Source organism: Frateuria aurantia DSM 6220 (assembly GCF_000242255.2).
GTDB classification, from domain to species: domain Bacteria; phylum Pseudomonadota; class Gammaproteobacteria; order Xanthomonadales; family Rhodanobacteraceae; genus Frateuria; species Frateuria aurantia.
In genome coordinates, this window is the sequence record NC_017033.1 from 1,672,307 (window position 1) to 1,688,853 (window position 16,547).

General features: G+C 58.7%; 17 protein-coding genes and 2 pseudogenes. 12 read left to right on the forward strand and 7 right to left on the reverse strand.

The genetic code is table 11. The annotated features are described in order from the left end of the window. Positions 1-6: 6 nt before the first annotated feature. Positions 7-933 (reverse strand): oxygenase MpaB family protein, encoded by a 927-nt coding sequence (locus FRAAU_RS07825; RefSeq protein ID WP_014403004.1) that lies wholly within the window; start codon positions 931-933, stop codon positions 7-9. Positions 934-1,008: 75 nt separating this feature from the next. On the opposite strand from FRAAU_RS07825, the gene moeB reads away from it, so the two are divergent. From moeB to guaA, 4 genes are all read left to right on the forward strand, one after another. Further along, entirely contained in the window at positions 1,009-2,175 is a 1,167-nt protein-coding gene (gene moeB, locus FRAAU_RS07830) for a molybdopterin-synthase adenylyltransferase MoeB (protein WP_041270463.1), read from the forward strand. A gap of 117 nt (positions 2,176-2,292) precedes the next feature. Further along, the gene (gene folD / locus FRAAU_RS07835) at positions 2,293-3,150 is read left to right on the forward strand and encodes a bifunctional methylenetetrahydrofolate dehydrogenase/methenyltetrahydrofolate cyclohydrolase FolD (RefSeq protein ID WP_014403006.1); all 858 of its coding nucleotides are present in this window, start codon (positions 2,293-2,295) and stop codon (positions 3,148-3,150) included. A gap of 111 nt (positions 3,151-3,261) precedes the next feature. After that, positions 3,262-4,716 (forward strand): IMP dehydrogenase, encoded by a 1,455-nt coding sequence (gene guaB, locus FRAAU_RS07840; RefSeq protein ID WP_014403007.1) that lies wholly within the window; start codon positions 3,262-3,264, stop codon positions 4,714-4,716. 104 nt (positions 4,717-4,820) lie between these two features. Then, positions 4,821-6,386 (forward strand): glutamine-hydrolyzing GMP synthase, encoded by a 1,566-nt coding sequence (gene guaA / locus FRAAU_RS07845; RefSeq protein ID WP_014403008.1) that lies wholly within the window; start codon positions 4,821-4,823, stop codon positions 6,384-6,386. Positions 6,387-7,254: 868 nt separating this feature from the next. Here the strand turns inward: guaA and FRAAU_RS07850 are convergent. Continuing rightward, positions 7,255-7,719, reverse strand: coding sequence for a DUF943 family protein (locus FRAAU_RS07850; RefSeq protein WP_014403009.1), 465 nt, complete (start codon positions 7,717-7,719; stop codon positions 7,255-7,257). After that, positions 7,703-8,551, reverse strand: coding sequence for a DUF3289 family protein (locus FRAAU_RS07855; RefSeq protein WP_014403010.1), 849 nt, complete (start codon positions 8,549-8,551; stop codon positions 7,703-7,705). Before FRAAU_RS07855 ends, FRAAU_RS07850 begins: the two co-directional genes overlap by 17 nt. A 398-nt stretch (positions 8,552-8,949) precedes the next feature. Here FRAAU_RS07855 and FRAAU_RS18005 point away from each other — a divergent pair, with 398 nt between their 5' ends. From FRAAU_RS18005 to FRAAU_RS16925, 3 genes are all read left to right on the forward strand, one after another. Next, positions 8,950-9,462, forward strand: a complete 513-nt coding sequence (locus tag FRAAU_RS18005; protein ID WP_014403011.1) for a type VI secretion system amidase effector protein Tae4 — start codon at positions 8,950-8,952, stop codon at positions 9,460-9,462. Positions 9,463-9,506: 44 nt separating this feature from the next. After that, entirely contained in the window at positions 9,507-9,899 is a 393-nt protein-coding gene (locus FRAAU_RS07860) for a type VI secretion system amidase immunity protein Tai4 (RefSeq protein ID WP_014403012.1), read from the forward strand. Positions 9,900-9,978: 79 nt separating this feature from the next. Continuing rightward, entirely contained in the window at positions 9,979-10,413 is a 435-nt protein-coding gene (locus tag FRAAU_RS16925) for a type VI secretion system amidase immunity protein Tai4 (protein WP_014403013.1), read from the forward strand. A gap of 338 nt (positions 10,414-10,751) precedes the next feature. On the opposite strand, the gene FRAAU_RS16930 is transcribed toward FRAAU_RS16925, so the two are convergent. From FRAAU_RS16930 to FRAAU_RS07880, 3 genes are read right to left on the reverse strand one after another with little or no spacing between them, the layout of a single operon-like run. Further along, positions 10,752-11,201, reverse strand: coding sequence for a DUF943 family protein (locus tag FRAAU_RS16930; RefSeq protein ID WP_083841145.1), 450 nt, complete (start codon positions 11,199-11,201; stop codon positions 10,752-10,754). Position 11,202: 1 nt separating this feature from the next. Beyond that, complete coding sequence (locus tag FRAAU_RS07875) at positions 11,203-12,027, reverse strand: IS3 family transposase (RefSeq protein ID WP_014403015.1); 825 nt, start codon at positions 12,025-12,027, stop codon at positions 11,203-11,205. Next, a complete protein-coding gene (locus FRAAU_RS07880) occupies positions 12,027-12,341 on the reverse strand; it encodes a DUF1153 domain-containing protein (protein ID WP_014403016.1) in 315 nt (104 codons plus the stop codon). The genes FRAAU_RS07875 and FRAAU_RS07880 overlap by 1 nt, the downstream gene beginning before the upstream one ends. Positions 12,342-12,397: 56 nt before the next feature. Here FRAAU_RS07880 and FRAAU_RS07885 point away from each other — a divergent pair. Next, positions 12,398-13,027, forward strand: a pseudogene (locus tag FRAAU_RS07885) (IS30 family transposase); the annotation flags it as partial. 46 nt (positions 13,028-13,073) lie between these two features. Here FRAAU_RS07885 and FRAAU_RS17210 read toward each other — a convergent pair. Then, entirely contained in the window at positions 13,074-13,532 is a 459-nt protein-coding gene (locus tag FRAAU_RS17210; protein WP_156803379.1) for a hypothetical protein, read from the reverse strand. 330 nt (positions 13,533-13,862) lie between these two features. Between FRAAU_RS17210 and FRAAU_RS16935 the strand changes: the two are divergent. The 4 genes and pseudogenes from FRAAU_RS16935 (at position 13,863) to FRAAU_RS07910 (ending at position 16,536) form a co-directional block, all read left to right on the forward strand. Next, positions 13,863-14,617: pseudogene (locus tag FRAAU_RS16935) on the forward strand (IS5 family transposase). 175 nt (positions 14,618-14,792) lie between these two features. Beyond that, entirely contained in the window at positions 14,793-15,023 is a 231-nt protein-coding gene (locus tag FRAAU_RS07900) for a hypothetical protein (RefSeq protein WP_014403019.1), read from the forward strand. Next, positions 15,007-15,315 carry a glycoside hydrolase family protein gene (locus tag FRAAU_RS18010; protein ID WP_014403020.1) on the forward strand — a complete coding sequence of 103 codons (309 nt, stop codon included), beginning with the start codon at positions 15,007-15,009 and terminating at the stop codon, positions 15,313-15,315. The genes FRAAU_RS07900 and FRAAU_RS18010 overlap by 17 nt, the downstream gene beginning before the upstream one ends. Positions 15,316-15,330: 15 nt before the next feature. Next, complete coding sequence (locus FRAAU_RS07910; RefSeq protein ID WP_014403021.1) at positions 15,331-16,536, forward strand: DUF2252 family protein; 1,206 nt, start codon at positions 15,331-15,333, stop codon at positions 16,534-16,536. Positions 16,537-16,547: the final 11 nt, after the last annotated feature.

A 16,547-nucleotide genomic window follows, 5' to 3' on the forward strand; every position in this document is an offset into this window, starting at 1 on the left:
GCCGCATCAGGCCGGCCATTGCTGCAGGATGGTGGGCGATACGCCCATCCGGCGGCAGGCCTTGGCGGCCACCCCATCGGTGAGCGCGCCGCGGAACCAGGGCGCCATCTGCTGCAGAGCATGGCTGGTCCAGCGGGCGCGGGTCCGGGACAGGGCCGGATGATCCAGCCGGGCCAGGGCCCAGTCCGGAAGCAGGGCGACACCGGCGCCAAGGAACAATTCCCGGGAAGGGCCGGCCAGCGGCACCGGCAGCTGGATCCGGGTCAGCACATCCAGCACCTCGCGCGATCGGGCATCGAAGCGCAGCTGAGGCTGGATGGCCTGCAGATAGGCCTCGACCTCGGCCAGCGAAGCCGGGACATCGGTGGCACCCAGCGCCTCGGCGATGCGGCGGCTTTCGTCAAAATAGCGATCGATGGCCGCGGCGGGCAGATCGTGCCGGCCATAACGGCGATAACCTTGCAGAAAACTGCTGACCTCGGTGACATGTACCCAGGTCAGCAGGGCGGGATCATCGGCAGCATAAGGCTGGCCGTCGGTAGTGAAGCCCTTGACCTGACGATGGATGGTCCGTACCCGCCGTATCATCTGTTGCGCCGCGCGGGTGGGCGCATAAGTCGTCGCGCCGACAAAGGCCGTGGTCCGCCGCAGTCGCCCGACCAGATCATGGCGAAAATTGGAATGATCGTAGACCCCGGCCAGCGCCGCCGGATGCAGGGTCTGCAGGATCAGAGCGGAAAGACCGCCGGCCAGCATGCCTGCAAAATCGGCATGGATCTTCCAGATCACGCTTTCCGGTCCGAACAGTCCCGGATCGCCGATGGGCTGTTCGTAGTCGATGGCGCCGACCGGTTCACGCGGGAACGCCGTGCGAACCCACTGCCGCAGCGGTTGGCGGACAGCGCGGCCGAGTAGCTGTAGAGGTGATGACATGGTTGCAGTGTAGCGGCTGGATCTTGCTTGCACAGCGCTGGCAAGTCCTTGTCGGCGGGTCTAAGCTTGGCGACCATGAGCACGCCCACCGATCTGGCCGGCTGGCTGAACCAGCTGCGCGACCATGTTTCCGAAATCCCCCCGGCCGAGGCCTTGCAGCGGCAGGTGCAGGGCGCCTTGCTGCTGGATGTGCGCGAGGACGATGAGCGCGCCAGCGGCATGCCCACGGGGGCCAGCGGTCTGTCTCGAGGCTTCCTGGAGCTGCAGATCGAGCAGCTGGAGCCTGATCGTGAGCGCGAATTGCTGCTGATCTGCGGCAGTGGCACACGTTCGCTGTTCGCTGCCGAAGCCCTGCAGCGGATGGGTTATGCCCGCGTCAGCTCGGTACAGGGCGGCCTGAATCGCTGGAAGGCCGAGGGTCTTCCCATCAGCCGTGGTCTGCTCGACGCCGATGCCCGGCAACGCTACGCCCGCCAGTTGCGGCTGGAACAGGTCGGCGAAGCCGGCCAGGCCCGTCTGGCCGATGCCTGCATCCTGCTGCTGGGTGCAGGCGGCCTGGGTTCACCGGCCGCGCTGTATCTGGCCGCCGCCGGGGTGGGGCGACTGACCCTGGTCGATGATGACGTGGTCGAGCGTTCCAATCTGCACCGTCAGGTGATCCACGCCGATGCCCGGGTCGGCATGGCCAAGACCGAGTCGGCCAGGGCGGCGCTGCTGGCATTGAACCCGACCATCCAGGTCGACATCCATACCACCCGTCTGGATGCCGGCAATGTCGAGGAGCTGATCGCGGGTCATGACGTGGTCATCGATGGGGCCGACAATTTCCCGGCCCGCTACCTGCTGACCGCGGCGACCCGGCGACTGGGCATTCCGCTGGTCTATGGCGCGGTCGAGCGTTTCAGCGGTCAGGTCAGCGTGTTTGATCCGCGCCGTGAGGACGCACCCTGTTATCGCTGCCTGTTCCCGGACCCGCCGCCGCCGGAGGCCGCGCCCAATTGCAGCGAGGCGGGTGTGCTGGGCGTGCTGCCCGGCATCGTCGGTCTGCTGCAGGCCACCGAGGCGCTCAAACTGGTATTGGAGATCGGAGAGCCGCTGGTCGGCCGGCTGCTGCAGTTCGATGCCCTGGGCATGCAGTTCCGCAGCACGCGCCTGCCGCGCGACCCGGACTGCCCGGGCTGCGGCATCGGCGCGCACTTCGAGGGCCATCGTGATCTTGCCGCGAGTTGCGCCAGCGCCTGACCGCCGAACGCAAGGGCGGGCGCGGCGGCGTCTCGATCCGATCGCTCAAGCATCGCCATTTGTGCCCGAGTCACCGGACAGAGGATAATCAGCCTTTGTTGATTATCTCCGGCTCCGATGACTGCACGCATTCTTGACGGCAAGCGTATTGCCAATGAACTCCTGGATCAGATCGCCGGCCGTGTCGCGGCCCGTCAAGAGCAAGGGCTGCGCACGCCGGGTCTGGCCGTGATCCTGGTCGGAAGCGACCCGGCTTCGGCGGTCTATGTCCGCAACAAGCGGCGGGCCTGCGACCAGGTCGGCTTCAACTCCTTCGGCTTTGACCTGCCGGCCGAAACCCCGCAGGACGAGTTGTTCGCACTGATCGACCGCCTCAATGCCGATCCGGACGTGCATGGCATTCTTGTTCAGTCGCCGCTGCCGCCTCATATCGACGAGGATGCCCTGGTCGACCGGATCGACCCGAGCAAGGATGTTGACGGCTTCCAGGCCATCAATATCGGCCGGCTGGCGCTGCGCCGTTTCGGTTTGCGTCCCTGCACCCCGAAGGGTGTCATGACTTTGCTGGGCCATACCGACCAGCCGGTGCGCGGCAAGCATGCCGTCATTGTCGGGGTCTCCAATCATGTCGGCCGCCCGCTGGGTCTGGAACTGCTGATCGCCGGTGCGACCACGACTTCATGCCATCGCTTCACTCCTGACCTGGAAGCGCATGTCCGCCGCGCCGACATCGTAGTGGTCGCGGTCGGCAAGCCTGGTCTGGTCAAGGGCGAGTGGATCAAGCCCGGTGCCGTGGTGGTTGATGTCGGCATCAACCGGCTGGATGACGGCCGTCTGGTCGGCGACGTGGAATTCGAGACCGCTGCCGAGCGCGCTGGCTGGATCACGCCGGTGCCGGGCGGTGTCGGTCCGATGACCGTGGCCACCCTGATCGAAAACACCCTGGAAGCAGCCGAGATGGCTGACGCCGGCTGAGTCCGAAGCACATTCCGGTCGGGGGCACGTCAGCACGTCGCACCCGGCCGCAGGTGCTGGCCCGTCGGGGCGAGGTCGCGTACAATCTCCTCTTTGCGAGTGGTTAAAGACATGCGTATCCTCGCCGAGGCGCTCACCTATGATGACGTCTATCTGGTCCCCGCCCATTCCACCGTATTGCCGCGCGATGTGGACACGTCCACCCGCCTGACCCGCGGCATCCAGCTGAATATTCCGATCATCTCGGCAGCCATGGATACGGTCACCGAAGCCCGCCTCGCCATCACCATGGCCCAGTGCGGCGGCATCGGCATCATCCACAAGAATCTGACCGCTACCCAGCAGGCCGCCGAAGTGGCCAAGGTCAAGAAGTTCGAGGCCGGCGTCATCCGCAGCCCGTTCACCGTGGGCCCGGACACCTCGATCCGCGACGTCATGCAGCTGACCCGCGCTCAGAACATCTCCGGCGTGCCCGTCGTCGAGGGTGGCCGTCTGGTCGGCATCGTGACCAGTCGCGATCTGCGTTTCGAAAAGCGCCCGGAAGATCCGGTCCGCAATATCATGACCCGCGAAGACAAGCTGGTCACCGTGCGCGAAGGCGCCAGCCACGAAGAAATCCAGCAGCTGCTGCATCAGCACCGTATCGAGAAGGTGCTGGTCGTCAACGACGGTTTCGAGCTGCGCGGCCTGATTACCGTCAAGGATATGCAGAAGGCACGCGACAATCCCTTCGCGGCCAAGGATGCCAATGGCGGCCTGCTGGTCGGTGCCGCCGTCGGCGTCGGCGGCGATACCGAAGCACGCGTCGAAGGCCTGGTCGCCGCCGGCGTGGACGTACTGGTGGTCGATACCGCCCACGGTCATTCCCAGGGCGTGATCGAGCGTGCCGCCTGGGTCAAGAAGCATTACCCGCAGGTCCAGGTCGTGGCCGGCAATATCGTCACGGCCGATGCCGCCAAGGCGCTGCGCGATGCTGGCGTCGATGCCGTCAAGGTCGGCGTGGGCCCTGGCTCAATCTGCACCACCCGGGTGGTGACCGGCATCGGCGTGCCGCAGCTGACCGCCATCGACATGGTCGCCAATGCCCTGCAGGACGAAATTCCGCTGATCGCCGATGGCGGCATCCGTTATTCGGGCGACATCCCCAAGGCCATCGCCGCCGGTGCCTCCACCGTGATGCTGGGCTCGATGTTTGCCGGCACCGAAGAGTCGCCGGGCGAAGTCGAACTGTTTCAGGGTCGCTCCTACAAGAGCTACCGCGGCATGGGTTCGCTGGGCGCGATGGCGCTGGGCTCGAAGGACCGCTACTTCCAGGACGAGGCCGATGCCGACAAGCTGGTGCCGGAAGGCATCGAAGGTCGTGTCCCGTATCGCGGCCCGCTGCGCAATATCGTCCACCAACTGATGGGCGGTCTGCGTGCCTCCATGGGTTATCTGGGCGCGGCCACCATCGAGGACGTGCGCAAGAAGGCGCAGTTCGTCAAGGTGACTGGCAACGGCGTGCTGGAAGCTCATCCGCATGATATCCAGATCACCAAGGAAGCACCCAACTACAGCCTGAAGTAAGCCGGGCAGGGCGCATGACGGCAAGGCTCCGGCTTCCGGGCCGTGCCGTCCCACTTTTCTTCCAGTTGCCAGGCCCTTCGCCTGCACTTATTCGGCCGGACTCCATGACCGACATCCATAGCGACAAGATTCTCATACTCGACTTCGGTGCCCAGTACACCCAGCTGATCGCCCGCCGGATCCGCGAAATAGGCGTCTATTGCGAAATCTGGGCCTGGGATCATGACCCGGCCGAAATCGCTGCCTTCAACCCTCGCGGCATCATTCTTTCCGGCGGTCCCGAATCGACGACCCAGGACGATGCCCCCAAGGCGCCCCAAGAAGTGTTCGACAGCGGCGTGCCCATCCTCGGCATCTGCTACGGCATGCAGACTCTGGCGGCCCAGCTGGGCGGCAGGACCGAGGCGGCCGATCAGCGTGAATTCGGCCATGCCCAGGTCCAGGTCGAGATCATCGACACCTTGCTGGGCGGCCTTACCGACGTGCCGGGTGAAAGCCGTCTGGATGTCTGGATGAGCCATGGCGACCATGTCGCCGCGGTGCCCCCGGGTTTCCAGATCACCGCCACCACCGACCGCATTCCGGTGGCCGCCATGGCCGACGAGAAGCGTCGCTGGTACGGCGTGCAGTTCCATCCGGAAGTCACCCACACCCGCCAGGGCCAGGCCCTGCTGAGCCGGTTCGTCACCGCCATTTGCGGTTGCGAGACCCTGTGGACGGCCGAACATATCATCGAAGACCAGATTGCCCGCGTCCGCGAGCAGGTCGGCAGCGATGAAGTCATTCTCGGCCTGTCCGGCGGTGTCGATTCTTCTGTCGTCGCGGCGCTGCTGCACCGGGCCATCGGCAAGCAGCTGACCTGCGTCTTTGTCGATACCGGCCTGCTGCGCTGGCAGGAAGGCGACCAGGTCATGGCCATGTTCGCCGAGTCGCTGGGCGTCAAGGTCATCCGCATCAATGCCGCCGACCGCTACTTCAAGGCCCTGGAAGGCGTCGCCGACCCGGAAGCCAAGCGAAAGATCATCGGCAACCTCTTCGTCGAGATCTTCGACGAAGAATCGCAGAAGCTCAGCAATGCCCGCTGGCTGGCCCAGGGCACCATCTACCCCGACGTCATCGAGTCCGCCGGCAGCAAAACCGGCAAGGCCCATGTCATCAAGAGCCACCACAACGTCGGCGGCCTGCCCGAGCATATGAAGCTGGGTCTGGTCGAGCCCTTGCGCGAGTTGTTCAAGGACGAAGTCCGTCGTCTCGGTGTCGAGCTCGGCCTGCCGCGGGAGATGGTCTATCGCCATCCGTTCCCCGGTCCGGGTCTGGGCGTTCGGATTCTCGGCGAAGTGAAGCGTGAGTACGCCGAACTGCTGGCCCGTGCCGATGCGATCTTTATCGAGGAACTGCGCAAGGCCGATCTCTACGACAAGACCAGCCAGGCCTTCGCCGTCTTCCTGCCGGTCAAGTCCGTCGGCGTCGTCGGTGATGCCCGTGCCTACGAATGGGTGATCGCCCTGCGTGCCGTCGAGACCATCGACTTCATGACCGCCCACTGGGCGCATCTGCCCTACGAATTCCTGGGCCGGGTCTCCAACCGCATCATCAACGAACTGCGCGGCGTCTCCCGCGTCGTCTACGACATCAGCGGCAAACCGCCTGCCACCATCGAGTGGGAATGATCGGCAAGATCACAGGTTGCAGATGAAAAAGGCGCTTCGGCGCCTTTTTCTTTGGAGGAGAGAGGGGATGGGCAGCAATTTCTGTTAGGCAACCAGAAATTGTCGTGAGGTCTGGTGTGGCGTTGGCTTAGACTCAGAAGTACAGCCAGCAACTTCCACACATCAGCGTCCAACTGCGGGGGAGGCTTACACTACGACCGTTGGTCAGGCGGTCGCTCGTGAAATCCATCGACCAGCCTTGGTCTGGCGCCAATGGGGCTACCAGGGGCTGTTGGACCCTGGCAGGCAGACGATGCTTGACCCTGCGACGCAGGTTCAGGCCAAGCTGCTTGTACACCCGATACACCCGTTTGTGGTTCCATCGATGGCCTGCTCGCCGTGCGCGCATAAAGCATTTATGAAGGCCCCGCCGAGGACGACGCGACACACAATCGCGCAAAAAGGCCTCGATCACCGGATCATCAGCCGCCGGCCGGCCACGCTTCACGTAGTACCAACTGCTGCGCGGCAAGTCCACCACACGGCAGGCGCGGCCTGGATGCCTTCACCAAGTGTATGGATAAACGATCAATGACCGCCTAAATCAGGCGACAAGTACCTTGACATGCACCGCCCGCAGATCCATGGCACGGTCGGCTGATTCAGCCGGCGTTTTAGTGGGGTACCGACCAGTGCCCACTTGTTATCCGGTGAATATCTGCAATCGACGCTGACTCATCATGCGCGCCTTTGCAACGATCATTTTACTCAAGAAGGCCCTTGATCATAAATTACCAAGACAGGCCATGCAGGATTGGCGCAAACCGTGCCCAGGCCTGTTTGCCAGAAAAAACACTAGGCGGACCTGGAAAGTTATTGATGGAGATGGTTATGAGTTACGAAGTCTCGTCACCGAGCCATCGTTTTCGATGCGATAGTTTCTGTTTTCTATTTCCAGGATCAGGCCGCGATTTTTGCTGTGGTTTATAAATAAAAGCGCATCCTTTTTGATGCATCTGTTTTTCACCTTCATGTCATGGAAGCAGAGGCGGTCATGATCATCTTCCTCCATGTAGCCTTCGCCGAATGACCAGATGGTGATGTAATAGGTGCCATCTCGACTTGGGGTCGGGATTTTATATTCCTTCAAAATTGATCTGCAATTGTTTTTCCACCAGCGTATTTTCAGATTGTCTGTCAACGGGAGGTGATTGACGAGTATGCTGCTGAAATATTCATGTTGATGAGTGTCAATGACTTTTGTGGTGGGTAGTACGCTCCACAGCATTGTTGATGCCGCGATAATTGATGCCACTGAAGTGGCAGTCGAGAATATTTTACTCTCTTTCTTCATTGCGACGCCCGGAGATATCAATTGTGGCCTCCATGTTGGTCATGAATGGCTTGAATCCGAGTAGATTATATCGCTGAAGAAAGAACCACGTCTTGATGATGCTGAGGTTTCTTGTTTGGTATTTTAATATGTCTTGTTCGTCCAGCCCGAAGTGATCCTGGATCTTGTAGTGAATTTTTGCGTTGTAAAAATTATCATGTACAAAAAGATTGCTTATGGTGATCTGGGTCGCCCATGTGTCATGTACTGTCAAGGCCATGCCATTGATTGCATCCAATAAAGAAGTGAATTTGGGGAGTGCTCCTTCGCTGATGTTGTCTCTGAAATCACTTATCTTTCCCATTGGGTATGTCGACTCTTTCCAGTTGATATTGGATTTAAGTGTGGTATTTATGATTTTTATATTGCTTTTTGTTGATGTGGAGTTGATTATTTTATTTTTAAGAGCCATGTCGAGCAGTATGTGCCTGAATGGCGCCCCGTTTGCATGTTGCATATGGTTGATCATGTCGATGATCAAATGTCTGTATGGCCCATAAAATGAAAACAATCGCGATTCACTTCGGAACTCGTCGAAAAGTATCCTGGCACATTGCTCAAGCGTGATGTCGCTTTCACTCTTGTAGTAAGTGCCGAACTGGTATTGTGATGGAGTGAATGGCAGTCTTTTTTTCAGGCGATATGGATCAATCGTGGCTGAAACCTGCTCCAAGTGATATTGGTGCTGCAATTGATCGGCTGTCAGATCGCCGTAACGCATGTCTCTGGCGCCGTAGTCGTCCATCCGGTGCCGGGTCTGGAAGATGATGCAAGGGGTCTGCATGGCCGTCATGGTCGTTCCGGCTTGATTGGGAGTGTTTATCCGACTTTTGGACCCGGACTGGCAATGTCGGCGAAATGGAAAATCACCATGAAACATCCGTTGCCGGAGGAGATGGCCAGACGTCTACGTATGGGGCACGATCACGCGATGTATTTTCGGCTTGTGAGGGGCCTCTGACGGTGAAGAATATCGCAAGGCCGTGTAGTTGCCAGTCATTGTGACGTTGCCGACGTGAAATAGGAGAGGGCACGACCCAAATGTCATGTGATAAAACGGGCAAGACGATGACGTGCTGCTGAAAAGTTTCGCGCATGCCCGTGTGATGACGTGGCGTCCAATGCTCACATCCATACGACGACGGCCGTGGTATGAATGATCTTCGAAGCTGGGTCAGTCATGGATGACATATGGATCGGCCAAGATTTTCAGACGCATGGGAGGCCGCGGGACGAATCTACAGTCCCGCACAATCCGCCGAACGAGTCGCCGTACTGATCGGGGGAGAGGTGGCCAGGCGGATTCGAGATCCTATCCCGGAACATCGTTGGGTGAATACTTGCGCGATACGGATGAGTTATATCCTTGCTCAGGCTGGGATGCCTATTCCTCATCTTTCTGGGAAAACAATACCCGGGCGTGGGCACCACCAGTATTTCTACCGGGTGAAGGCCCTGCGGTCATTTCTTCAGCAGCGATGGGGGCATGCGGACGTGCAGCTCAACCAGCCTCGCAACGGTCTTGGGCTGTCAGGCAAGCAAGGGGTCATTATATTTGGGGTATCGGGTTGGGGTGATGCCAGTGGCCATGCCAGCTTGTTCAATGGTTCAAGCTGCTACGACAAATGCTATTTCAACTCGCCGGGTGCAAAGTATCAAACCAGAGATGCAGTTCTGTGGGTGTTGCCATGGGCAGGGCAGTGACGCGGCTGCTTGTGGTCTGCTGTTTAACGGCAGCTGCTCCAACGATGGCTCTAGCCACGCATACGGATACTCAACCTTCTCAACCTCAAGGAGGTAGCCGAAGCCACCTCGAAAACTATAAAGACATGCTGCTGGCCATTTGCATCACGGATGCCTATCCCGATGACGCCGAAATCGCCAAGGATGCAGGTAGCAGCGTGAGTGCCCTTGATGGCTGGACCGTATACGATCTGGATCATGCCTCGGCGGCCTTCAGATCCTTGGTGAGAGGCTATCTACGGCGTGATTACAGCGTATGGCTGAAGGCGCACGGTCTGCCGTCCGGCCGCTATGGTGTTTTGAAGTGCCTGGATATGTATCACAGCCAAGCTCTGGAGTTGCAGGCAAGGCGCATGGTGATAGAGCCCCAGGTTCGCGAAGCCAGCTTGTCGCCTTGAGGGGACGGTCTGACCCGCCATGGCGTGATGAGGCAGAGCTTCAGTATGTGCAAAGCTGCAAAACTGACGGGAAAAGACCATGAGTCATGAACGTTCGGTGCCATTGTTTGTGCTGTTTGCCGCAGCAGCCTGCGTTTGGGCATCTGGGCTGTTCGCCGCAGATTCCCGTCATTTGTCTCGCATGCAGTATGAGCTCTCTGGGCATGCAAGCCGATTCAGGGATAGTGTCCTGGTCAGTTGTCTAAGTCAGGCTTATCGCTCGGACCCAAGTACGACCAAGGATATGGACAACAGTTTGGCTGCCTTGCGCAAGAGGGAGTCGTATCCAGGAATGAGGGGGCCATCTGATATCAAGCCGTTGGTGGACAGTTACTTGGCACGTGACTATCACCTGCCACTGGCAGAAGCAGAGATCAAAGGAATCAGGTTCGATTTACTGAAGTGTCTGGATCTCTACCACGATCAGGAGCACAGAGGCGACGGGGCAAAGTACCTTGGTCTCCCGCCTGCTTGATGGGCATGGCAAGCGGATATGGGGCTTCCGGTGTGAAATACGACACGACATATCAGAGCTGAGACCTGTGCACGCTGACATTGATCTGGCATGGGTGAATCCGACACGCGGCCGGCTCCATCCGAGGTCGCGTGGCGTGTATCGCGACGGCTTTTGGCCAGACCAAGCACCTGGATCATTCATTGTCTGAGGGTTCCTCTCGGCTGAGCATAGATGGCCGCCTAAACCAGGCGACAAGTATCTTTTCATTCATCGCGTGTTTCCTGGGCATGGGAGCATACGAGCTGGAGGGTGTTGCACTTGGGGCTTGAGCAAACCGGGTGCCGGGTGCCGGTAGTTCAAAGGGGTTCGAATTTGAATTTTCGAAGTCGACCATTTTTATCGTACAAGTAATAGCCGTCATGAACGGTAAGTTCGGTGCCTTGGTTTTGGCTCCATTGCACGGAGAAGACGCGATCCTTGTCGATGCAGTGCGCCTTGGTCTTTATGTCATCAAAACACAGGCGGTCGTAGCCATCATCTTCCTTGTAACCATCATGGAACAGCCAGAAGTTGACTACGTACCATCCATCGGGCTCAGGTCGGGGAATGTCGTAAAGTTCCTTGAGATCAGTCTTGTTTTTTAGCCACCAGTTGATCTTTCCTTGGTCGGAATAGGGGAGATGGTTGACCAAAACATCACTGAAGCCAGCGCCTCGCTGGTGTATGGCGATGATTGACACTGGCCTCCATTGCAGCCAGGTCAGGTAGATCAGTGCGGTTGTAATGACCCACCGGTTTCTGCGCAGGTCATGCGGTTAATGTAGCGGCGTAGGCCTCATCCGGGGTCATCATCTTCAGTGCCTGATGCGGGCGTTGTTGGTTGTAAAAGGCGATCCAGTCGGCGATCACTCGCAGGGCATGGACCTGGCTCTCAAAGCGATGCCGATGCACGCATTGCTCCTTCAGCGTGCGGATCACTCTTTCGACCATCCCGTTCTGCTGAGGGCAGTGCGGGGTGATGAACTCCTGCTTCAAGCCGTAACTGCGCACCAGTCGCGTGTAGTCACGGCTGGTGAAGACCAAACCGTTATCGGAGCGCAGCAAGAACGGCTCCCGCACTCGTCCCAGCGTGCCGTAGCGCGTGATGAGCGCCTGCTCCAGGGCCGCCGAGGCTGTGCTGGCCTTTCCGGTCCGTGACAGGTGCCAACCCAGCAGCTGACGGGTACTGCAGTCGATCACCAGCGCCAAGCTGAGCCAGCCGTCCTTGCCACCCCAGACGCGACACAGGTCGGTCGCCCAGCGTTGATCCGGCTTCTCGGCACGCGATACCTTGGCCTCGATGCGCGGGCGTTGGCCGAGCGCTCGCTTGCGCACCTGCCAGCCTTTTAGCTGGAAGATCCGCTGCACCGTATTCTTGTTCATGCCAAGCAACGCGGCGACCGTGCGATAACCGAATGACGGCTCGGCCTCGATCATCGCCTTGATCGGCTCGGCCAGCTCCGGCTTCACCTTGGCCGCTGACCTGGTCGGCTTGTAATACGTCGTGCGACGGGCCACGCCGAACCATTGGCACAGCTTGGTCATCGGGACAGTGATACCCTCGGCTTTCAAATCCTGCTGGACCGAGTGCATCAGCTCTCGTCCTTTCCCAGCAGGGATGCCAGCTTTTTTCGGGCGCGGATCTCCAGCATGGCCTCGCCGTAGGCTTCCTGCAAATCCTTCAACTGCCGCTCGTACTGCTCGCGTACATCCTCTGGCTTGGCCCGCAGCGCGTTCTCCATGCCGCGCTTGCCGTCCTCCACCCAGCTTTCAATCTCCGCCAGGGTCAGGTCGAACTGCCGGCTGGCCGCGGCCACCGTCGTCTTGCCCTGGATGATCTCAAGGACCAATGCCGACTTGCGCCGGGCGGTCCAGCGCTTGATCTCTTCGTCCATCATTTCGCTCATCGGTGTCTCCTTCGGGGAAAGTAACACCTGAGCAGCTTTTCAGTGGGTCATTACATGCCCTCAAACAAGGAATGATCCAGGCGCTTCGCCAGGCCAAAACCAGTCGCGGCACGCGCCGAACGACAGCGGCTGGAGCCAGCTTTGTACCGGAATCGTTGCGCATTGTGCATCGACCGGAGGACATCAAGCACAGGCGCGTATCGGGGCATTGGGAAGGCGATTTCATCAAAGGGGCCTTCAACCGATCAGCGATTGGCACTTTGGTCGAACGCAAAACTCGGTTCGTGATTCTATGTCGAATGGACGGCTGCACTGCAGGAGATGCCATGGAAGGATTTACGCGACAAATGAAAAAGCTTCCGGCCTTCCTGCGTCAAAGCCTGACCTACGACCGAGGCAGCGAGATGGCCTGTCATGCTGACCTGAGCAAGCGACTGAAGCTCGATGTCTGGTTTTGCGATCCACATGCCCCATGGCAACGCGGGAGCAATGAAAACACTAACGGACTACTCCGCCAGTTTTTACCCAAGGGCACCGACCTGTCGCTGCCCAGCCAAACCATGCTTAACGATATCGCCTGCCTGCTCAACGGTCGGCCCCGTCAAACGCTTGGATGGCGAACTCCAGAAGAGGTGATGGCTGAAGAAATGGCGAAATGGTCGTCAGGTGTTGCACTTGATTCTTGAGACCGCCCCCCCCCCCACGAAATGTTAAATAAATAATTACAAAGAGTCACTTCAGTTTGACTTGTATACTCGCAACACACTCCTTACTACTATCGCGACTAACGTCTATTGAAACTCTTTTATCTGAGGTAAAGTAAGTTATGTATGGATTTGGCTCAGCCCCGAGCAAAATATTAGGTATATCACCAATGACTCTCTGAACGGAAAGTTTTGTAAAGCATGATTTTGGTGACAAATTGATAGAAACGGAAGAGGACTGACCTTCCCCATAAAATATATCCACATCACTCAAAATTAGACCATCACTTGTTCGAATGGGCTCGGATCTAGCCTCATGTGGAACACCACTAAATGACTTGACTCTAGTTACACTAATTTCCCGACTGATATTCAGCAACGATTTGAGAAAGGCTTGTTCACTCCCTACTGCCACATGCCCCCACTTTTGGTGATATGCCCGATAAACAAGGCTATCCATATCAATATCTGCATCTACACGCGACATCAAATCCGATGACGATGCAAAAAAAAGATGCTAAATAAAAAGACATCATCAAAGTAAAAATAAAAAGCGACTTTTCAGATAATTTTTTAATCATGATAATTCTCCGAGTCACATGGTCCAAAAATAAATACTCTCAAGTCTCGCCTTATATCCAAGTGATTTTTAATCTACTGCTTAGACATATTAACAATTGCACCTCCATCCATCCAAAAAACTCTATCAGCTGCCCGTATAGTTTCTGGCCGATGGGCAATAACAAGTCTAGGGGCTGTCATCAATTGGTCAAATAGTAGATGCTTGTCGCTTGATACTCAGCTTCCCAATCCTGCCATGTCTCGTCGTTACGCCCTGCGCGATGATCAATGGGATCGCATCCGCGATCTGCTTCCCGGCCGAGCTGGCCATGTCGGTGTCACCGTCAAGGACAACCGGCTGTTTGTCGAGGCCGTGCTTTACCGCTATCGAGCCGGCATTCCTTGGCGCGATTTGCCCGAGCGCTTCGGCGACTTTCGCGTAATCCACCTGCGGCATAGCCGTTGGAGCCGATCCGGTGTCTGGCGAAAGGTATTTGACGCCTTGTCAAAGGATGCCGACAACGAATATGCAATGATCGATAGCACCATCGTCCGGGCGCACCAACACAGCGCCGGGGCAAAAAGGGGGGGCCACAGGCCATCGGACGCAGCCGCGGCGGACTGAGCAGCAAGATCCACGCTCGGGTCGATGCACTGGGCAACCCGGTGGCGTTCCATCTGAGCGCAGGCCAGGCTTCGGACCTCGAAGGTGCAGATGCCTTGTTGCCTGGGGCGGCGGTCGGGGCTTTGCTCGCCGATCGCGCCTACGACGCGCGGGCGCGTGTCATTGAGCCCATGCAGCGCATCGGCGCGCAGATTGTGATCCCTTCCCATCCCACGCGCAAAGTGCAGCGGGACTACGACCGGGCGCTGTACAGGGATCGACACCTGATCGAAAACTTTTTCGCCAAACTCAAGCAGTACCGGGCTATCGCCACCCGGTACGACAAGACAGCCCGAAATTTCCTCGGTGCCATCTACTGGATTGCCTCAGTCATTGCACTCAATTGATGACACGCCCTAGTGTGTTCGAAGGTGTTGATTAATTAATTCTTCCATGGAAATCTGGCACCGTCCGATCACACCCGCTGATTTGAGATGGCATTCCCCCAGCCCTGGCAGACCACTGCCGGGGCTTTTTCATGGTCGCCTGGTTGGGCGACTTTTTGATGCCCGGAGTTCCGCGATGAGCAAGGAAGTCTCGCTGGCACTTGCGAAACTGTCGTTGCCGGTAGCCTGGCTGATCGCGCGCTTCAATGGCGTATGGGGCTGGTTTTCTGGTCTGAACTGGACGGCCATCACCGGCATGCTCACTTCGCTGTATACGATGGCCATGTTGTTGCACCTGCTGCTGCACTGGCATCGCCAGCCGTCGCTGCATAAGAAATCGGGGCTTTCGGATGACGATCCGTCTTAAGCAAGGCGCCGCTGGCGGAGTGCTGGGTTTGGTCCTGGTGCGGGCGGCCTGGATCATCGTGCCATTCGAAGGTGACAAGCGGCAGGCGTATACCGATATCGCTGGTGTGGTGACGGCTTGCTTGGGCCATACCGGTGCCGATATTGAGTCCGGACAGCATTACAGCGAAGCACAGTGCCAGGCCTGGTTTGCGACGGATGAAACGGGTCCAGGCCCGGACCGGACGGCGAGGAAGTGGGTGGCGGGCTGGCTGGCATATCCTCCGGCATGGTATTCAGGGGCCCTTGCCTGATCCGGATGCCATCGCATGTCGAAGAGTTTCCCCAAGCTAGGGCAGCGTGGCCCGCTGTTGACGCAAAAGCGTCAGATGAAAATGGCCCGCTCGGCTCACGCCTATGTCCGAGGCAAGACAAGTCGCTTCTATGAGTGGCTGGGGCAGGCGGACGCCAGCTTGCCGCATGGGCCGCCGGTATGGATCTGTGGTGATTGCCATGTCAGCAACATCGGTCCGGTGGCCAATGCCGATGGTGATGTGGAGGTGCAGATCCGCGATCTGGACCAGACCGTGATCGGCAATCCGGCGCACGATATCGTGCGGCTGGGGTTGTCGTTGGCGATGGCCGCCCGCGGCTCGGATCTGTCCGGGATCGTGACGGCAAAAATGATGGAGGAGCTGATCGAGGGCTATGAGCAGGCGCTGATCGGCAAGCCGGGCTCGGGCAGAACGATCCGGCAGCGGCCGGAATCAATCCATCTTATGGTGCGCAAGGCCATCCGGCGCAAGTGGAAGCATTTGGCGGCCGAGCGAATCGAGGGCATCGAGCCGAATATTCCCCTGTCCAGGAAGTACTGGCCGATCAGTGCCGATGAGCGTCGTGAACTGAAGTCGCTGGTGGCCAGTGAAGCGGTTAGGGTGCTGGCCACCGCGTTGAGTCGTCGTGACAGCAAGGATCAGGTTCGGTTGCTGGATGCCGCCTACTGGGTCAAGGGCTGCAGCTCGCTGGGTCTGTTGCGATATGCGGTCTTGGTGCAGGTCGGCAAGGACAAGGATCCGGAAAGCAGTCTGTGCCTGCTTGATATCAAGGAGGCTTCGCGCTCGGTGGCACCGCGCGACAGCGGCGCGGTCATGCCCAAGGACAATGGGGAGCGTGTCGTCAGTGGCGCACTCCATCTGTCGCCGCACCTCGGGGAACGGATGCTGGCCGCTCGCTTCATGGGCAAGGCAGTGTTTCTGCGCGAGCTGCTGCCGCAGGATCTCAAGATCGACATCGACCATCTCAGCCAGAGCGAGGCGATGGACGTGGCTGGCTATCTCGGCAATGTGGTGGGACGTGCCCATGGCGCGCAGATGAGTCCGGAGCAGCGCGAGCAATGGCTGAAAGAACTGGGTCGCAACCGGTCCAGGACCATCGACACACCGTCCTGGCTGTGGCGCAGCGTGGTTCAACTGGTGCAGGACCACGAGGGTGGTTATCTGGAGCATTGCCGGCGCTTCGCCCATGTCACCGCCTGATCGCAGCTCAG